This is a genomic window from Diaphorobacter sp. LR2014-1 (assembly GCF_002916785.1).
GTDB classification, from domain to species: domain Bacteria; phylum Pseudomonadota; class Gammaproteobacteria; order Burkholderiales; family Burkholderiaceae_C; genus Diaphorobacter; species Diaphorobacter nitroreducens.
Window position 1 is genome coordinate 63,056 of record NZ_MTBE01000006.1, and the last position, 17,048, is coordinate 80,103.

Here is a 17,048-nt window from a genome sequence, read left to right on the forward strand (position 1 = left end):
TAACCCTTGACCGCCAACCGACGACCGCGCCGCTCCAGCGGCCGCATCACCCTGAACGACGTGGCAGGCGCCGCCGGCGTGAGTCCCATCACCGTGTCGCGTGCCCTGCGCGGCGAACGCACCGTGGACCCTGCGTTGGCCGAACGCGTGCGCGAGGCGGCCGATCGGCTGGGCTACGTACCCGACCCGGCCGCGCGCGCGCTGGCGTCGCAGCGCAGCACGCAGGTGCTGGTGCTGGTGCCGCTGCTGTCCAACGCGCTGTTCGTGGATCTGCTGGAGGCGGTGCACCGCACGCTGTTCCCCAAGGGCTTTCAGCCGCTCATCGGCGTGACCCACTACGACAGCGCCGAGGAAGAGTTGCTGCTGCGCACCTACCTGCCCCACCGCCCCGCCGGCCTGCTGGTGACGGGGTTCGACCGCAGCGAGGCCGCACGCCAGCTCATCGTGCACAGCGGCGTGCCGTGCGTGCACCTCATGGAGACCAGCGCCGCGCCTGGTGTGGCCTGCGTGGGCTTTTCGCAGCAGGACGCGGGCGCCACCATCACGCGCCACCTCCTGGAACGCGGGCGCAAGCGCATCGCCTTTTGCGCCGCGCAACTGGACCCGCGCGTGCTGCAGCGTGCTGAAGGGTACCGGCGCACCCTGCGCGAAGCGGGCCTGTACGACCCGCGCCTGGAGTTGCTAAGCCCCGAGCGCTCTTCCATCGCCCTGGGCGCCCGGCTGTTCGAGGACCTGGTGCAACGCATGCCCGACGTGGACGCCATTTTCTTTTGCAACGACGACATTGCCCAGGGCGGGCTGCTGGCGGCCAACCGCATGCGCATCGACGTGCCGGGGCGCATCGCCGTCGCGGGATTCAACGACTTGGCCGGCAGCGCGCAGATGGTGCCGCCGCTGACCACCATCCGCACACCGCGCAGCGAAGTCGGCCGCGCCGGCGCCGACATGCTGCTGGGCCTGATGCGCGGCACGCTGGCCCAGCCGCAGTGCGTGCAGCTGGACTACGAGCTGATCGTGCGCGAGAGTACGTGAACAAGGATGCAGCGCAGTGCGCTACAGCTTTGGTAGCTTTTCGCGCTTGCAAATCAAGCACTCAAGGCAAAAAAGTACCTGAATCCTTCTTCAAACAAGCGCGACCAGCTATTGAATATGTAGCACGCCAGACACAAAAAAGCCCGGCATTACCGGGCTTTCGCAGGCTTGGCGCATCCAGGCTCAGGGAGCCAGAATCACCTCCACGCGGCGCGCCTCGGCATTGCTGCCGCTGCCCTGCGTGGCTTCGGGCTTCTTCAGCTCCACCTTCTCTTCGGCCACACCCAGGGCCTTCAGGGCGTCGCGCACGGCCAGCGCGCGCTGCTTGGCCAGCTCGGCGTTCACGGCCGCGTCGCCCGTGGCGTCATGGAAGCCCGACACCACCGCGGTCTTGCCGCCGTCCACCACGCCCTTGACCACGTCGCCCAGCGCTTCGTTGGCGCCCGGGGCCAGCTCGGCCTTGCCAGTGGCGAAGAAGAACTTCACCACACCGCCCTCCACCACCACGCTGGCGGCGTCCTCGGTGATCATGATCACCACGCCGGGCGCGGCTGCCTCAGCCGCAGGGACCACAGCGGCGGCCGGCGCCTTGGGGGCGTGGGCAATGCCACGCTTGTAGACCACCACGCCCACGACGGTGGAGACCACCAGCGCGATCAGCGCAAAGAGGAACCCGAGTGCGAAGCGTTGCTGGCTGTCGTCGTCGGAGCTGTTGAAGGACATGTTGAGAACTCCCGTGAATAATCGGTGCGTTGGACAAAACCCATCGATTGTAGAGTCTCGCCATGCCGCCGCTTGCCGCTCCCCTGCGTGACCCCGCCCCCATGCTCGACCGCGCGCTGCATGAATGGGGCGGGCGGGACGACCTGTGGATCTTTGGCTATGGCTCGCTGATCTGGCGGCCCGACTTTGCCTACGCCGAGCGGCGCGCGGCCACGGTGCACGGCTGGCACCGGGCTTTGAAGATGTGGAGCCGCGTGAACCGCGGCACGCCCGAATGCCCGGGCCTGGTGTTCGGCATGCTGTCGGGCGGCAGTTGCCGCGGCATGGTGTTCCGCGTGGACCACAGCCACGCGCGCCAGGTCATGGTCAACCTGTGGCAGCGCGAGATGGTCCTGGGCGTATACGACCCGCGCTGGCTCAACTGCCGCACGCCCCAAGGTGCGGTGCGCGCGCTGGCTTTCACGCTGTCGCGCAAGAGCCCCAGCCACACGGGTGTGTTGGCGGACGAGGAATATCGCCGCATCTTCGCGCAGGCCAGCGGCATCTACGGCACCACGCGCGACTACGCCGAGGCCACGCACGCCGAGCTGCAACGCATGGGCATCCACGACCGAGCGCTCTCGCGTCTGATTGCGTTGGCGCGCGAACCGCGTTAGTTTGGCGGTTTTCAACCCTCCTGGAGAAATCGCATGTCCCTTCGCTACCTCCCCACGGGCGCGGCCCTGGCGGCTGCCGTCGCACTCGCCGGCTGCGCATCCATGTCCAGCGCGCCCTCGGCCACCGCACGGCTGGAGCCTACGCGCGGCAACAGCACCCAGGGCACGGTGCGCTTCGTGCAGAGCGGTGATGCGGTGCGCGTCAGCGGCACGGTCAGCGGGCTCAAGCCGGGGGCGGAGCACGGCTTTCACATCCATGAGAAAGGCGACTGCTCCAGCGGGGACGGCAACAGCGCGGGCGGCCACTTCAATCCCACGGGCACACCGCATGGCCAACACGGCAAGGGACCGCACCACACCGGCGACCTGCCCAGCCTGCGCGCGGACGGCAACGGCGTGGCCACCTTCAACTTCGAGTCGCGCAGCATTCGCGTGGGCTCCGGCGCCACCGACATCGTGGGTCGCGGCCTGATCGTGCATGCCAACCCCGACGATTACGTCACCCAACCCACCGGCAACGCGGGCGCGCGCCTGGCGTGCGCGGTGATCGCCGGTCGCTGATCGTGCAGGGCTGGGCGCCCTGCGGGCACAATCCCCGCATGAGCCACAGCCCTCTCTCCTCCTCCATCGCCGACCTGCGCAAGAGCTACGAGCGCGCCGAGCTCAGCGAGGACGCCTCCCACGCCGATCCCTTGCAGCAGTTCGACCAATGGCTGCGCGAAGCCATCGCTGCCCAGGTGCCCGAGCCCAACGCCATGACCGTGGCCACCGTGGGCAGCGACCTGCGTCCCAGCACCCGGGTGGTGCTCATCAAGGGCTATGACGCACGCGGCATCGTCTGGTACACCAACTACGACAGCCGCAAGGGCCGCCAGCTGGCCGGCAACCCCTATGCCGCGCTGCAATTCCACTGGGTGGAGCTGGAGCGCGTGGTGCGCATCGAGGGCGTCGTGGAAAAGGTGAGCGACGAGGAAAGCGACACCTATTTCCACAGCCGCCCGCTGGACTCGCGCATCGGCGCCTGGGCCAGCCCGCAAAGCCAGGTCATCCCCAGCCGCGGCGTGCTGGTGGCCAACGCGGCCAAGTACGGCGCGCAGTTCCTGCTCAAGCCGCCCCGCCCGCCGCACTGGGGGGGCTTTCGCCTGCGGCCGGATCAGTGGGAGTTCTGGCAGGGCCGCAAGAGCCGCCTGCACGACCGGTTGCGCTACCGCCTGGAGGGCGGCGCGTGGGAGCGCGAGCGGCTGGCGCCGTAAGCGCCCGGAAGACGCCCTGCTCCACGCGCGTCTTCAACGCATGTTCAATGCATGAAGAACTGCGCCAACACCAGCACCACCGGCAGCGTGATCAGCGCCAGCGCGGTGGACAGCGCGATGGCCGAGGACACCTCCTCCTGCATCACGCCATAGCGCTGCGTGAACAACAGCACATTCGCGCCCACCGGCATGGCCGCGGCGGTGAACATCACCGCGATCGCCGGGCCTGACAGCCCCAGCGCCCACGCCAGCGTCCCCAGCGTGGCGGGCAGCGCCAGGTTCTTGATCATCGCCACCCGCAACGCGCCGCGCCAGTGGTTGCCAATGCGTGTGTGCGCCAACGCAATACCCACCAGCAGCAGCGCCATGGGCCCCAGCGCCGCCGCCAGCACCTGCAGCGGGCGGTCCAGCATCTCGGGCAGCTTCCAGCCCGTCTGCGCGAACAGCAGGCCCGCCAGGATGGGCAGCGGCACCGGGTGCACGATGCTGTTGCGCACGGCCTGCCACACGGTGTGCGCCATGGGGCGCGGCGCGGCGCTGCCGGTGCGCTGCTGCTCGCGCGCCTCGGCCAGCTCGAACACCATGGTGGCCGCCGTCAGCAGCACCAGCGAATGCAGGGACACCAGCGTGAACAGCGTCACCAGGCCCTGCGGCCCATACACCAGGCCCATGAGCGGCGCGCCGATCATCACCAGGTTGCTGAAGGTGTGCGCCAGCGCCCGCGCCGCCGCGGCCGTGGAGAACCGGCTGAACGCCAGCGTCAGCCCGAACAGCAGCGCCGCCGCGCTGAAGTACAGCAGCACGGGCTGAAAGTCCAGCTCTTGGAGCCGCACATTGCCCATGGTGCGAAACAGCAGCGCGGGCGTGAGCACCAGGAACACGATGTTGGACAGATCTGGCACCGCCGTGGCGCGCACCCAGCCCACGCGGGCGGTGAAGTAGCCGATGCCGATGCACAGAATGACGGGAACCAGGGGAACAAGGATCGAGGACAGCAAGGTGGGCAGAGGGTCGAAGTGCCGGCGCGGCGCCGGGCGGCAAGTGTAGGGCTTGGGGATGCGGCGCGCTTACACTCATGAATTAATAGCTGCCAGCGCTTGATGGACAAGCGCTGGAGGCCAAAAATACCCAAAACCCCTTGCCACCGCGGCGCAAAACCGGACCTGGGACAATATCGGCCCCCGCCCCGCTCCTTTATCTCGTCAGACCGCCCCGTCCTTCACCGTGCACGCTACGCCCTCCTCCATCGCCCACAGTCCCTGGCGCATGTCCGTCGCGCCGATGATGGACTGGACCGACAGGCACTGCCGCTACCTGCACCGCCTGCTGTCGCGCCACACGCTGCTCTACACCGAGATGGTGACCACCGGTGCGCTGGTGCACGGCGACGTGCAGCGCCATCTGCGCTTTGACGCGGCCGAGCACCCCGTGGCGCTGCAGTTGGGCGGCAGCGAGCCGGCCGACCTGGCGCACTGCGCCCGTCTGGGCGAGCAGTGGGGCTATGACGAGATCAACCTCAACTGCGGCTGCCCCAGCGAGCGTGTGCAGCGCGGCGCTTTCGGCGCCTGCCTGATGAACGAGCCGCAACTGGTCGCCGACTGCGTGAAAGCCATGGTGGACGTGGTTCAGGTCCCGGTCACCGTCAAGCACCGCATCGGGATCGACCAGAACGAAGACTACGGTTTCGTGCGCGACTTCGTGGGCGTGGTGGCCGACGCGGGCTGCCGCGTGTTCATCGTGCATGCGCGCAATGCGTGGCTGAAGGGTCTGTCGCCCAAGGAGAACCGCGAGATTCCCCCGCTGCGCTACGACGTCGCGGCCCGGCTGAAAGCCGACTTCCCGCAACTGACCATCGCCATCAACGGGGGCTTTCAGACCGACGCCGCAGTGCTGGAGGAGCTGGCCCGGGTGGATGGCGTGATGGTGGGCCGCGAGGCCTACCACAACCCCTGGTGGCTGGCGCGCTGGGATGAGCAGTTCTTTGGCGCCGCGCCCGCCGCGCTCACGCGCGAGCAGGTCGAGGAAGACATGGTGGCCTACATGGAGCGCGAAGCCACCGCGCACGGCACGCACTGGTATGCGGTGGCGCGCCACATGCTGGGCCTGCGCAACGGCCTGCCCGGCGCGCGACGCTGGCGCCAGGTGTGGAGCGACCACCGCTTGAAACACCTGCCCGCGCGCGAAGTGATGGCCCTGGCGCGCACCAAGCCGGGCGCCACCGCGCCCGATGCACTGCGCGCAAGCGCCGTGCAAGCCGGCGCCCTGCCAACGGAGCCGCTCAGCCTTTGAGGCCCGCCAGCCAGTCCCGCAGCGGCTGCGGCAGCCCGAACAGATAGCCCTGCAGGCCATGGCAGTGGTGAGCGATGAGGAAATCCGCCTGCTGCCGCGTCTCCACCCCCTCGGCCACCACGCGCAGGCGCAAGTGGCGCGCGACCGAAAGAATGGCCTGCACGATCGCCGCATCGTTCGCGTCGGAGGGCGCGTCCTGCACGAAGCTGCGGTCGATCTTGAGTTCGTACAGCGGCAGGCGCTTCAGATACGCCAGGCTGGAGTAGCCGGTGCCGAAGTCATCGATGGAAAAGCGCACGCCCAGCGCCACCAGCTCGTGCATGCGCCGGGCGGTGTCCTGCCAGTTCTCCACCAGCAGGCTTTCCGTGACCTCCAGCGTGAGCAGCGCCGCGGGCGCGCCCGTGCTGTGCAGCGCCGCGCGCACCTGCTCCACGAAGTCCGCCTGGCGGAACTGGCGGGGGCTGACATTGACCGAGATCGACAGCGCCCGGCCCTGCTGGTGCAGTTCGGCCAGCGTGGCGCAGGCCTGCTGGATGACACGCGCACCCATGCGCACGATCAACCCCGCCTGTTCCGCCACCGGGATGAACTGCGCCGGCGGCACGAAGCCGCGCTGCGGATGCGGCCAGCGCAGCAGCAGCTCCGCGCCGATGAGCTGGCCGGCGGCATCCACCTGCGGCTGCGCATAGGTCAGCAGCGCGTCGTTGTCGACCGCGCTCTTGAGGTCCTGCAGCAGCGCCAGGCGCTCCTGCGCTGCGGCGTGCATGTCCTGCTCAAAGAAGCACACCTGGTTGCGCCCCCGGTCCTTGGCACAGAACATGGCCGTGTCGGCCTCGCGCAGCAGGTCTTCCACGCCCTCACCGTTCTTGGGAAACAGCGTCACGCCGATGCTGCCGGTACTGCCGTAGTGCACCCCGCCCAGGTCATAGGGCGCATCCAGGCATTCGCGCAGCTGCTGGGCGCGCCGGCAGGCCTGCTCACGCGCAACGGAGGGGGTGTCGCCCAGCCGCGGCACCAGCATGACGAATTCGTCGCTCCCCAGCCGTGCCACGGTCTCCTGCGGCCCGGCCGCGTCCTGCAGGCGCGCGGCGACCTGCACCAGCAGCCCGTCGCCCACCCCGTGGCCGCGCGCGTCGTTGATCTCCTTGAAGTTGTCCAGGTCGATGTAGAACAGCGCGCCCATGCCCCCCTGCTGCTGGGCCGTGACCAGTGCATCCTGCAGGCGCTGCAGCAGCAGGCGGCGGTTGGGCAGGCCGGTGAGCGCGTCGAAATACGCGAGCCGGTACATGGCGGCCTCGGCCTCGTGGCGCCGCGTGACGTCGCGCGACAGCGCGATGAAGTGGCGCTGGCCCGGGCCGGTCCCGGTCTGCGGCGTACCGCCCTGCTTGCAGGCCACGGACAGCTCGAACCAATGCTGGCTGCCCCCGATGTCCAGGCTGTACTGCCGCCCTTCGGAATAGCCGTACTCGGCCGCCTCGTCCAGCGCAGCCATGCATTCGGCGGCGGCAGCGGGCGGCAACACATCCCCCAGCGTGCGCCCCACCAGCGCCTGGGCGCGCGTGCCGATCAGGTCCGCGCGGCCGGACCGGTAGTGGTGGATGCCTCCCTGTGCGTCCACCTCGAACAGCAGATCGGGCACGGCATTGAGCGTGCCTTCCAGCTCATCGCGCGTGCGGCGCAACTCGCGCGTCATCTCGCGGGCCAGCGCCATGGCCCGCTGCCGCGCGTTCACCTGCTGCCCCACGAACCATCCCGCCAGCAGGCTGAAGGCGGCGCCCAGCAGGGCAACCAGATGGTGTGTGGATCCTTCGAAGCGCTGCTCGAATGAGGGCAGCGGGTACAGCACCAGCGTCCAGCGCCTGCCGCCTACGTCGTAGCTGCGCACGGCCTCCAGCCCGCCATTGACCGCGTGGGGTGCATAGTCCGTGCGCGACGCAAACACCAGCACCCCCCCTGCCACCGAGGGGCCGTCATGGATGGCCAACGCAAGGTCGCTGTCCAGTTCGCTCGCCAGGCCCTGGATTACGTCGTCCATGCGAAATGGCGCGGCCACCCAGCCTGCAATGTTCTGGCGACGCTGGGCCAGAGTGTCCACGGCGGCGTGTCTGGCATACAGCGGCAGGTACATGACCAGGGAGCTGCCGGCATCCCCTTCGCGGCTGCCCAGCGGGCCCGACAGCGCCAGCGTCCCGGAGTCGCGCGCGCGCAGCAGCGCCTCGCGCCGCGCCGGCTGCAGCATGGCATCCTGTCCCAGTTCCTGCTGGTTTTCCGGCGTTTCGGGTGCGATGTGCGTGATCAACGCCTGCCCCGTGCGCGCCCCGGTGGATTCCGCCACGCGCGACAGCAACGCCACCCCCTGCAGGCCCGGGCGCGTCTGCGGCAGGTGCAAGGCCTCCACGTAGGCCTGGAATTCCTGCTGGTCGATGCTGTCGGAGCCTTCGTAGTAGCCCTTGGCGCCACGCAACACCATTTCGTAGGCGGCGATGCGGTCCGACAGGTTGGAAACCACGCGGTCCACCGACAAGGCGAAAGCCTGCAGCCGGCGCTCGTCCCGTGCGCGCTCCACACCCTGCCAGACCAGATAGGTGACGGCGAGCAGCAGCAGTGAAAGCACCACTGCTGCGATCATGCCCGGATGCCATGGGGCCCAGTGCTGTGCGAACCCCCTCGGGGCAGCCACCTCTTTATTCATGCGCTTCCAAGCGTCGCATAGCGACCGCCGCAACACAATAGGGAAGCGCCAGATTGCCGTGCGCAGCGCGGCCCGTCTGTGGGACGCGGCCTTGTCCTACCCCGCCGAGGGCCACCGCAGGCCCTTCCCTGCCCTACCATCCGTGGCTGTCCCTTGACCCCTGCGCCTGCCGTGCCCCTCCCCTCACCCGCGACCCATCTCACCCCTGAGGAGTCCGCGTTCCACGCGTTCTATGCGCAGGAGCGCCCGGCGCTGGACCACGCCTGCGCGTTTTACATGGCGCTGCTGCAGTCGCTGCTGTCGCAGGCGCGCCACATCGACATCGCCAAGATCGAAGGGCGCGTGAAGGACCGCGATGAATGCCTGCGCAAGTTTTCGCGCAAGTACCGCGCGGCGCTGGAGGAAAGCGGGGCCCCCTATGAAATCCGCCCCTACATCACCGACCTGATCGGCGTGCGCGTGGTCTGCCTGTACGAGGACGAGCTGGAGAAGGTGGCGCAGATCGTCCAGTCGCACTTCGACGTGATCGACGTGACCGACAAGGTCAGCGCCCTGGAGGGCACCGAGGCCTCTTTCGGCTACAAGGGCCTGCACCTGGACCTGCGGCTCAACGCCGTGCAAGCCGCCCTACCCGAGAACGCCGCCTACGCGGCGCAGCCGTTCGAGCTGCAGTTGCGCACCATCATCCAGGACGCGTGGAGCGTGCTGGACCACAAGATCAAGTACAAGAAGTCGATTCCGGCCGAACTCAAGCGCCGCATCAACGTGCTGTCCGCCCTGTTCGAACTGGCGGACCGCGAGTTCCGCCAGATCCGCGATGCCACCGATGCCGAACTGCTCTACGCACCCGACGAGACCACCGAGGCCGAGACCGAAGCCAGCCGAACGCCGGCGCCCGGCAGCGAGCTCAACGCCTTCACGTTCCTGAAGATTGCCCGCCATTTCTTCAAAGACGTGGAGTTCGACGCGCAGAAGGTGGACCTGTTCGTGGACGACATGCGCGCATGGTCGCCGGGCATCACGCGTGCCCGCTTCAACACGCTGATGCGTGAAACGATTGCCACCGTCAAGCGCTACAAGCAGTTCTACGAGGCGCAGAACCCCGAGGGCAGCTTCAACCCCTTCACCGTGATCCGCCACTGCCTGTACCTGGGCGACCGGCAGGCGTTTCGCCGCGCGCTGCGCAACAGCTCGCGCGAAGCCTTCGAAGCGTGGCTGCAGGAAAATCCCACCCTGATATAAGTCAAATCGACCTCCAGCGCTTGTCCATCAAGCGCTAACAGCTATCAAAAGTATAGCATCAAGCCCGCCCGCCAATGTCGCGCACGGGACACTGAATGCGTAGTTGCACGACACGCAAGCAAATGCAACTGCTGATATATTGCACTGCAACATAACTTGGTCCTGCCCCATGCTGTACACCCTCTACGAGACCCAGCGCTCCCTCATGGAGCCCTTCGCCGACCTGGCGCAGGCCGCCGCCAAGTTCTACAGCAACCCGCTGTCGCCGTTCAGCGAGACGCAACTGGCCCATCGCATTTCGGCGGGCTATGAACTGCTGTACCGCCTGGGCAAGGACTACGAGAAACCCGAGTTCGGCATCAGCACCGTGGACGTGGATGGCGTGAGCGTGGCCATCCATGAGCGCGTGGACGTCGACAAGCCGTTCTGCGAACTGCGCCGCTTCAAGCGGTTTTCGGACGACCCGGCCACCTTGCTCAAGCTCAAGGGCCAGCCCGTGGTGCTGATCGTGGCGCCGTTGTCGGGCCACTACGCCACGCTGCTGCGCGACACCGTACGCTCCATGCTGGAGAGCCACAAGGTCTACATCACCGACTGGAAGAACGCGCGCATGGTGCCGCTGCAGGAGGGCGAGTTCCACCTGGACGACTATGTGAACTACGTGCAGGAGTTCATCCGCTACCTGCAGGGCCAATACGGTAACTGCCATGTGATGAGCGTCTGCCAGCCCACCGTGCCGGTACTGGCCGCCGTCTCGCTGATGGCCAGCCGCGGTGAGACCACGCCACTGTCCATGACCATGATGGGCGGCCCCATCGATGCGCGCCGCTCACCCACGGCGGTGAACAACCTGGCCACCCAACGCAGCTTGGAGTGGTTCGAGAACAACGTCATCTACCGCGTACCCAGCAACTTCCCCGGCGCCGGCCGCCGCGTGTACCCGGGCTTTCTGCAGCACATGGGCTTCGTGGCCATGAACCCGGACCGGCACGCCAGCAGCCACTACGATTACTTCAAGAACCTCATCAAGGGCGATGACGCCAGCGCCGAGGCCCACCGCAAGTTCTACGACGAATACAACGCCGTGCTCGACATGGATGCCGACTATTACCTGGAGACCATCAAGACAGTCTTCCAGGACTACAGCCTGGTCAACGGCACCTGGGACGTGCGCTCGCCGGACGGCGCGGTGGAGCGCGTGCGCCCCCAGGACATCACCCAGACCGCGCTGCTGACCATCGAAGGCGAGCTCGACGACATCTCCGGCTCCGGCCAGACCGAGGCGGCGCAGGATCTGTGCACCGGCATCGCCGCGGACCGGCGCAACCACCTTGAGGTGAAGGGCGCCGGCCACTACGGCATTTTCAGCGGCCGCCGCTGGCGCGAGCTGGTCTACCCGCAGGTGCGCGACTTCATCCGTGCCAACCAGTCCGCCCAGCCCACGTCACGCCCCCGCCGCGCACGCAGCGCCGCCTGACGCCGGCCATGACCTCCCCCGCAGCGCAGCAGGCGCTCGTTGAGCGCATTGACGCGGCCCTGCCCCAGACCCAGTGCACGCGCTGCGGCTACCCTGACTGCCAGTCCTATGCCCGTGCCATCGCACGGGGCGAGGCCGAGATCAACCAGTGCCCGCCCGGTGGGGCCCAGGGCGTTGCACGCCTGGCCGCCATCACTGGCCGGCCCGAGCTGCCGCTGAGCGCGGCCCATGGAACGGAGGTCCCGCGCGCCGTGGCGGTGATCGACGAGAACTGGTGCATCGGCTGCACGCTGTGCCTCAAGGCCTGCCCCACGGACGCCATCCTGGGCATCAACAAGCGCATGCACACCGTGATCGCGCCGCACTGCACGGGCTGCGAACTGTGCCTGCCCGCGTGCCCGGTGGATTGCATCCGCATGGAAAATGCCAGCGGCCAGGCCACTGGCTGGGCCGCATGGTCCGCCCCGCAGGCCGAGCAGGCGCGCGTGCGCTACCAGGCGCGGCAAGAGCGGCTGCAGCGCGAGGAGGCGCAGGCCGCCGCCACCGAACCCGTTCCTCCGGCGCCGGACAACGCGCCCGATCCCAAGCGCGCAGCCATTGCCGCGGCCCTGGCGCGCGCCCGCGCGCAGCGCGCCGACCGCGGCTGACGCCGCTGCGCCGGCAGCCCTACCGCTCACGACCGCAGCGGGCTATGGCAATACGGCGCGAACCGGCGACAGGCCTGCCGCATCAGGCCGCGAGCGACTTGTAGACGCCACAGCCCAGATAGACATCTCCCGCGCGCTGCACGTAGGACATCTTGGTTTGCACCGCGCCCGTGGCCGGATTGGTGATGTCGTATTCCACCCAGCCCGGCGCGCGTTCGGCCTGGGCCACGATGGCGCTGACCAGCGCATCCCCGGCAATACCGGGAATGTCCTGCACCCGCGTTCCCACTTTGGCGGGATTGCCGCCAAAGGCCAGGTAGGTGCCGCCCGCATCGAGCGCGAACACGTACATGTCGCGGTCGTGGTAGGGCTGTGCGGGGTCGGTCAACGTGCGAAGAAAGGCGTCGCGCGGCAGGCCGCGCTGCACGGCGGCGGCGCGCTGCACCAGGGCCACGGCCTCCTCGGCCGTACCCTGCTGCAGACGAAACGCCAGCACCGACCGGGACAGGGTAGACGCCCGGCTCTCCAGCGCCTGCGCCTCGCGCAGGGCATCGCTCACCATCTGGGCATTGCGCTGCGTGATCTGGTCCAGTTGCTGCACCGCGGTGCTGATCTCGCGCAGACCCGTGCCCTGTTCATTGACCGAGTGGGAGATTTCGCTCACATGCCCGGCCACGCCACGGATGCCTTGCGCCATGGCCGCAATGCCCTCACCGGCGGTGCGGATCAGCCCCGCGCTGCCCTCCACCTGCCGCACGGACGTGCCAATGAGGTCGCGGATCTCGCGCGCCGCCTCGGCCGAGCGGCCCGCCAGCGTGCGCACCTCGGCCGCCACCACGGCAAAACCCCGGCCCTGCTCGCCCGCGCGTGCCGCTTCCACGGCGGCATTCAGCGCCAGGATGTTGGTTTGGAAGGCGATGCCGTCGATCACCTGGATGATCTCGCCCATGCGACGGGCATCGTTCTGGATGCCCTGCACCGCCTCCACCGCCCGCGCCATCGCCTGGGTGCCCGCCTCAGCGGCTTGGCGCACCTCGCCGGCGCGCTGATCGGCCACGCTTGCCGCCTGCGCGTTGTTGTTCACGGCGGAAGACAGCTCCTCCACGCTGGCCGCGGTCTGCTCCAGGCTGGCGGCCTGTTGCTCGGTCCGGTCGGCCAGTTCGCGGTTGTCCGCCGCAAGGCTTTGACCCGCGTGCGCCACCAGCGCCGCGTTGCTGCGGATGTCGGCCACCATCGACGAGAGCGTGTACACCATGCGGTTGAGTTGCTCGCCCATGTGCGCCAGTTCATCACGGCCGCGCACTTCGGCCCGGCTGCACAGGTCGCCCTGCGCCGTGCGCTCCATTACGCCGCTCAGCCGCCGCAGGTCGCCCGCCACACTGGCCTGGAAAGCCGTGGCCAGATAGGCGGTGGCCAGCACCGCCACGCCACACACGCCCCACGTGGCGCGCGGCCCCCATCCCTGCACCCCCGCGACGGCCAGCAGTGCCAACACGGCCACGCCTCCCAACAGGGCCAGCTTGGCCGAGAAACGCAGGCGCCGCATGAGCCCCACGCCAGGCCGCAGAATGAATGAAACCGTCATCGCTTTTGTCCCCCTCGATGGCTGAAATGCGCGCCCTGGCGCGTCGCACTGATGAATTGATGCCATTTGTAACCAAATTCGACGGCTGTGTAGAGCGATCAAACCCTGTAGTTGTTTTTGGGAACGGGCGGCGGGGCCGCGCCCTGTGGCGCCCGGCCGCATCCCTGATAATCGCCCCCCTATGAATCCCCTGCTCTCCTTACTGCAGCCCTATCCGTTCGAGCGGCTGCGACAGCTTTTTGCGGGGGTGACGCCCTCGGCCGCTCACCGCGCCATCAGCCTGGGCATCGGCGAGCCACGCCATGCAACGCCGCCGTTCATCCAGGAGGCCCTGGCCGCCAACCTGGCAGGCCTGGCCAGCTACCCCTCCACCGCCGGTGACCCCAGCCTGCGCGAAGCCTGTGCCGGCTGGATGCAGCGGCGCTACCGTATTCCCGTCAACCCCGCCACGCAGGTGCTGCCGGTGAACGGTTCGCGCGAGGCGTTGTTCGCATTCGCGCAAACCGTGGTGGACCCCACCCGCGCGGGCGCCACCGTGGTGTGCCCCAACCCGTTCTACCAAATCTATGAAGGCGCCACGCTGCTGGCCGGCGCCACGCCGTACTACGCCCCGAGCGATCCAGCCCGCAACTTTGCTGTGGACTGGGACAGCGTGCCCGAGGAGGTATGGCAGCGCACGCAACTGCTCTTCGTGTGCTCGCCCGGCAACCCCACGGGCGCCGTGATGCCCCTGCCCGAGTGGGAGAAGCTCTTCGCGCTGAGTGACCGCTACGGTTTTGTGATCGCCTCGGACGAGTGCTACAGCGAGATCTACTTCCGTGACGAGCCCCCGCTGGGCGGCCTGGAGGCGGCGACCCAACTGGGCCGAGCCGACTACCGCAACCTGATCGCCTTCACCAGCCTGTCCAAGCGCAGCAACGTGCCGGGCCTGCGCAGCGGCTTCGTGGCGGGCGACGCGGCACTCATCAAGGCGTTTTTGCTGTACCGCACCTACCACGGCAGTGCCATGGGTCCCGCCGTGCAGGCCGCCAGCGTGGCTGCCTGGAACGATGAGGTGCACGTGGAAGAAAACCGCGCCCTTTACCGCCAGAAGTTCGCCCAGGTCACGCCCATGCTCGCCGAGGTGATGGACGTGCGCCTGCCCGACGCGGGTTTCTACCTCTGGGCCAAGGTGCCCGACGCCCTGGGCATGAGCGATGCGGAGTTCGCCCAGGCCCTGCTGGCTCAATACAATGTCACGGTATTGCCGGGCAGCTATCTCGCCCGCGATTCCGGTGGCGCCAACCCCGGCGCCCAGCGCGTGCGCATGGCCCTTGTGGCCGAGACCGCGGAATGCGCCGAAGCGGCCTCGCGCATCGTGCAATTCATCCAATCCCGTACGTGATTCCATCCATGACCCAACAATTGCAGACCCTGATCGACAACGCCTGGGACAACCGCGCCAGCCTCTCGCCCTCCGCCGCGCCCAAGGAAGTGGTGGACGCCGTCGAGCATGTGATCGCCGAGCTCAACAACGGCAGGCTGCGCGTGGCCACGCGCGAGGGCGTGGGCCAGTGGACCGTGCACCAGTGGATCAAGAAGGCCGTGCTGCTGTCGTTCCGCCTGAAGGACAACGAGCTCATGAAGGCCGGTGACCTGGGCTTCTTCGACAAGGTGCCCACCAAGTTCGCCCACCTGTCCGCCGACGAGATGGCCGCCACCGGCGTGCGCGTGGTGCCGCCGGCCGTGGCGCGCCGCGGCAGTTTCATCGCCAAGGGCGCGATCCTGATGCCCAGCTACGTGAACATCGGCGCCTATGTGGACGAAGGCACCATGGTGGACACCTGGGCCACCGTGGGCTCGTGCGCGCAGGTCGGAAAGAACGTGCACCTGTCCGGCGGCGTGGGGCTGGGCGGCGTGCTCGAGCCCCTGCAGGCCAACCCGACCATCATCGAGGACAACTGCTTCATCGGCGCGCGCTCCGAAGTCGTCGAGGGCGTGATCGTCGAAGAGAACTCGGTCATCAGCATGGGCGTGTACATCGGTCAGAGCACGCCGATCTACGACCGCACCACGGGCGAGACCACCTACGGTCGCGTGCCCGCTGGCTCGGTGGTGGTCAGCGGCAACCTGCCCAAGGACGGTGGCCGCTACAGCATGTACGCGGCCATCATCGTCAAGAAGGTGGACGCCAAGACCCGCTCCACCACCAGCCTGAACGACCTGCTGCGCGACTGAAGCTACGCCGCACCGGCACTGCACGCATACATAACCAGCACTGAGAGGGAACCAGCATGAGCACGATGGAGCGGATTCTGCGCCTGATGGCCGACAAGAAGGCATCCGATGTCTACCTGTCGGCCAACGCACCGGCGCTGATCAAGATCAACGGCGAATGCGTGCCGATCAACAGCCAGATCCTGCCGCCTGACGCGCCCAAGAACCTGCTGTCCGAGATCGTCCCCCCCGACCGCATCGAAGAGCTGGAAGAGACCGGTGAGCTCAACATGGGTGTGCCGCTCACCGGCGTGGGGCGCTTTCGCGTCAGCGCGATGCGCCAGCGCGGCACCTATGCGGTGGTGATCCGCTTCATCACGCAGAACATCCCGCAGTTGTCCACGCTGCACCTGCCGCCGGTGCTCAGCGAGCTGATCATGGAAAAGCGCGGCCTGATCCTGCTCGTGGGCGCCACGGGCTCGGGCAAGAGCACGACGCTGGCGGCGATGCTGGACGCGCGCAACGAGTCCATGACCGGCCACATCCTCACGGTGGAGGACCCGGTCGAATACCAGTTCAAGAACAAGAAGTCCATCGTCAACCAGCGGGAGATCGGCAGCGACACCCAGTCGCTGCAGACCGCGCTCAAGAACGCGCTGCGACAGGCGCCCGACGTGATCCTGATCGGCGAAATCCGCGACCGCGAGACCATGTCCGCCGCCATCGCCTACGCCCAGTCGGGCCACCTGTGCCTGGCCACGCTGCACGGCAACAACAGTTACCACGCCCTCAACCGCATCCTGTCGTTCTACCCCGTGGAGGTGCGCCCCACGATGCTGGGCGACCTGGCGTCCGCGCTCAAGGCCATCATCTCGCAGCGCCTGGTGCGCACCACGACCGGCGAGCGCGTGCCCGCGGCGGAGGTCATGCTCAACACCAAGCTGGTGGCCGAGCTGGTGGAAAAGGGCGACTTCTCGGGGATCCGCGAGGCCATGGAAAAATCCATGGCCGAAGGCTCGCAGACCTTCGAGGAAGCGCTGGCACACCTGATCCTGGAGGGCAAGATCGACCGCAAGGAAGGCCTGGCCTACGCCGATTCCCCCACCAACCTCATGTGGCGTCTGCAAAACGACTTCTCGGCTGCCGCGAAGTCGGCACGCGCCGTCAACGATGCCGGCCAGCAGTCCGAGGACGATGCCCCCTCGTTCACCGAGATCGTGCTGGACGTCAAGCCCGCCTGAGCCCGTTTCGCGGCC

At 68.0% G+C, this 17,048-nt stretch carries 15 protein-coding genes; 11 read left to right on the forward strand and 4 right to left on the reverse strand.

Annotated elements, in window-relative coordinates:
• The first annotated feature begins 6 nt into the window (after positions 1-6).
• On the forward strand, positions 7-1,032 hold the full coding sequence (locus BV908_RS07225; protein ID WP_015913399.1) for a LacI family DNA-binding transcriptional regulator: 1,026 nt from the start codon (positions 7-9) through the stop codon (positions 1,030-1,032).
• 183 nt (positions 1,033-1,215) lie between these two features.
• On the opposite strand, the gene BV908_RS07230 is transcribed toward BV908_RS07225, so the two are convergent.
• Complete coding sequence (locus BV908_RS07230) at positions 1,216-1,755, reverse strand: OmpA family protein (protein WP_103737687.1); 540 nt, start codon at positions 1,753-1,755, stop codon at positions 1,216-1,218.
• A 62-nt stretch (positions 1,756-1,817) separates the two neighbouring features.
• On the opposite strand from BV908_RS07230, the gene BV908_RS07235 reads away from it, so the two are divergent.
• From BV908_RS07235 to pdxH, 3 genes are read left to right on the forward strand one after another with little or no spacing between them, the layout of a single operon-like run.
• Positions 1,818-2,411 carry a gamma-glutamylcyclotransferase gene (locus BV908_RS07235; protein WP_015913401.1) on the forward strand — a complete coding sequence of 198 codons (594 nt, stop codon included), beginning with the start codon at positions 1,818-1,820 and terminating at the stop codon, positions 2,409-2,411.
• Between the two features lie 33 nt (positions 2,412-2,444).
• Positions 2,445-2,972, forward strand: coding sequence for a superoxide dismutase family protein (locus BV908_RS07240; protein WP_103737688.1), 528 nt, complete (start codon positions 2,445-2,447; stop codon positions 2,970-2,972).
• A 38-nt stretch (positions 2,973-3,010) separates the two neighbouring features.
• Entirely contained in the window at positions 3,011-3,664 is a 654-nt protein-coding gene (gene pdxH, locus BV908_RS07245) for a pyridoxamine 5'-phosphate oxidase (protein ID WP_103737689.1), read from the forward strand.
• A 44-nt stretch (positions 3,665-3,708) separates the two neighbouring features.
• Here the strand turns inward: pdxH and BV908_RS07250 are convergent, their stop codons facing one another.
• Positions 3,709-4,662 carry an AEC family transporter gene (locus tag BV908_RS07250; protein WP_103737690.1) on the reverse strand — a complete coding sequence of 318 codons (954 nt, stop codon included), beginning with the start codon at positions 4,660-4,662 and terminating at the stop codon, positions 3,709-3,711.
• Between the two features lie 226 nt (positions 4,663-4,888).
• Between BV908_RS07250 and dusA the strand changes: the two genes are divergently transcribed.
• Positions 4,889-5,953, forward strand: coding sequence for a tRNA dihydrouridine(20/20a) synthase DusA (gene dusA / locus BV908_RS07255; protein ID WP_103737691.1), 1,065 nt, complete (start codon positions 4,889-4,891; stop codon positions 5,951-5,953).
• Here dusA and BV908_RS07260 read toward each other — a convergent pair.
• Positions 5,943-8,582, reverse strand: a complete 2,640-nt coding sequence (locus BV908_RS07260; protein WP_246867469.1) for an EAL domain-containing protein — start codon at positions 8,580-8,582, stop codon at positions 5,943-5,945. The genes dusA and BV908_RS07260 overlap by 11 nt on opposite strands.
• 234 nt (positions 8,583-8,816) lie before the next feature.
• Between BV908_RS07260 and BV908_RS07265 the strand changes: the two genes are divergently transcribed.
• From BV908_RS07265 to BV908_RS07275, 3 genes are all read left to right on the forward strand, one after another.
• Entirely contained in the window at positions 8,817-9,887 is a 1,071-nt protein-coding gene (locus BV908_RS07265) for a RelA/SpoT domain-containing protein (protein WP_103737693.1), read from the forward strand.
• Between the two features lie 169 nt (positions 9,888-10,056).
• Positions 10,057-11,364 carry a polyhydroxyalkanoate depolymerase gene (gene phaZ / locus BV908_RS07270; protein WP_103737694.1) on the forward strand — a complete coding sequence of 436 codons (1,308 nt, stop codon included), beginning with the start codon at positions 10,057-10,059 and terminating at the stop codon, positions 11,362-11,364.
• A gap of 8 nt (positions 11,365-11,372) precedes the next feature.
• Entirely contained in the window at positions 11,373-12,011 is a 639-nt protein-coding gene (locus BV908_RS07275; RefSeq protein ID WP_015913409.1) for an RnfABCDGE type electron transport complex subunit B, read from the forward strand.
• An 82-nt stretch (positions 12,012-12,093) separates the two neighbouring features.
• Here BV908_RS07275 and BV908_RS07280 read toward each other — a convergent pair whose 3' ends face one another.
• A complete protein-coding gene (locus tag BV908_RS07280) occupies positions 12,094-13,596 on the reverse strand; it encodes a methyl-accepting chemotaxis protein (protein ID WP_103737695.1) in 1,503 nt (500 codons plus the stop codon).
• A 181-nt stretch (positions 13,597-13,777) separates the two neighbouring features.
• Between BV908_RS07280 and dapC the strand changes: the two genes are divergently transcribed.
• From dapC to BV908_RS07295, 3 genes are read left to right on the forward strand one after another with little or no spacing between them, the layout of a single operon-like run.
• Positions 13,778-14,980: a succinyldiaminopimelate transaminase gene (gene dapC / locus BV908_RS07285; protein WP_103737696.1), complete on the forward strand. Its 1,203-nt coding sequence runs from the start codon at positions 13,778-13,780 to the stop codon at positions 14,978-14,980.
• A gap of 8 nt (positions 14,981-14,988) precedes the next feature.
• The gene (gene dapD, locus BV908_RS07290) at positions 14,989-15,813 is read left to right on the forward strand and encodes a 2,3,4,5-tetrahydropyridine-2,6-dicarboxylate N-succinyltransferase (protein ID WP_015913412.1); all 825 of its coding nucleotides are present in this window, start codon (positions 14,989-14,991) and stop codon (positions 15,811-15,813) included.
• A 56-nt stretch (positions 15,814-15,869) separates the two neighbouring features.
• A complete protein-coding gene (locus BV908_RS07295) occupies positions 15,870-17,033 on the forward strand; it encodes a PilT/PilU family type 4a pilus ATPase (RefSeq protein ID WP_011805311.1) in 1,164 nt (387 codons plus the stop codon).
• Positions 17,034-17,048 lie beyond the last annotated feature (15 nt).

Excerpts from the sequence above, each read along its gene's own strand:
- BV908_RS07230 (WP_103737687.1), bottom strand. The coding sequence starts at position 1,755 with ATGTCCTTCAACAGCTCCGACGACGACAGCCAGCAACGCTTCGCACTC.
- BV908_RS07235 (WP_015913401.1), top strand. The coding sequence starts at position 1,818 with ATGCCGCCGCTTGCCGCTCCCCTGCGTGACCCCGCCCCCATGCTCGAC.
- BV908_RS07240 (WP_103737688.1), top strand. The coding sequence starts at position 2,445 with ATGTCCCTTCGCTACCTCCCCACGGGCGCGGCCCTGGCGGCTGCCGTC.
- pdxH (WP_103737689.1), top strand. The coding sequence starts at position 3,011 with ATGAGCCACAGCCCTCTCTCCTCCTCCATCGCCGACCTGCGCAAGAGC.
- BV908_RS07260 (WP_246867469.1), bottom strand. The coding sequence starts at position 8,582 with ATGATCGCAGCAGTGGTGCTTTCACTGCTGCTGCTCGCCGTCACCTAT.
- phaZ (WP_103737694.1), top strand. The coding sequence starts at position 10,057 with ATGCTGTACACCCTCTACGAGACCCAGCGCTCCCTCATGGAGCCCTTC.
- BV908_RS07275 (WP_015913409.1), top strand. The coding sequence starts at position 11,373 with ATGACCTCCCCCGCAGCGCAGCAGGCGCTCGTTGAGCGCATTGACGCG.
- BV908_RS07280 (WP_103737695.1), bottom strand. The coding sequence starts at position 13,596 with ATGACGGTTTCATTCATTCTGCGGCCTGGCGTGGGGCTCATGCGGCGC.
- dapC (WP_103737696.1), top strand. The coding sequence starts at position 13,778 with ATGAATCCCCTGCTCTCCTTACTGCAGCCCTATCCGTTCGAGCGGCTG.
- dapD (WP_015913412.1), top strand. The coding sequence starts at position 14,989 with ATGACCCAACAATTGCAGACCCTGATCGACAACGCCTGGGACAACCGC.
- BV908_RS07295 (WP_011805311.1), top strand. The coding sequence starts at position 15,870 with ATGAGCACGATGGAGCGGATTCTGCGCCTGATGGCCGACAAGAAGGCA.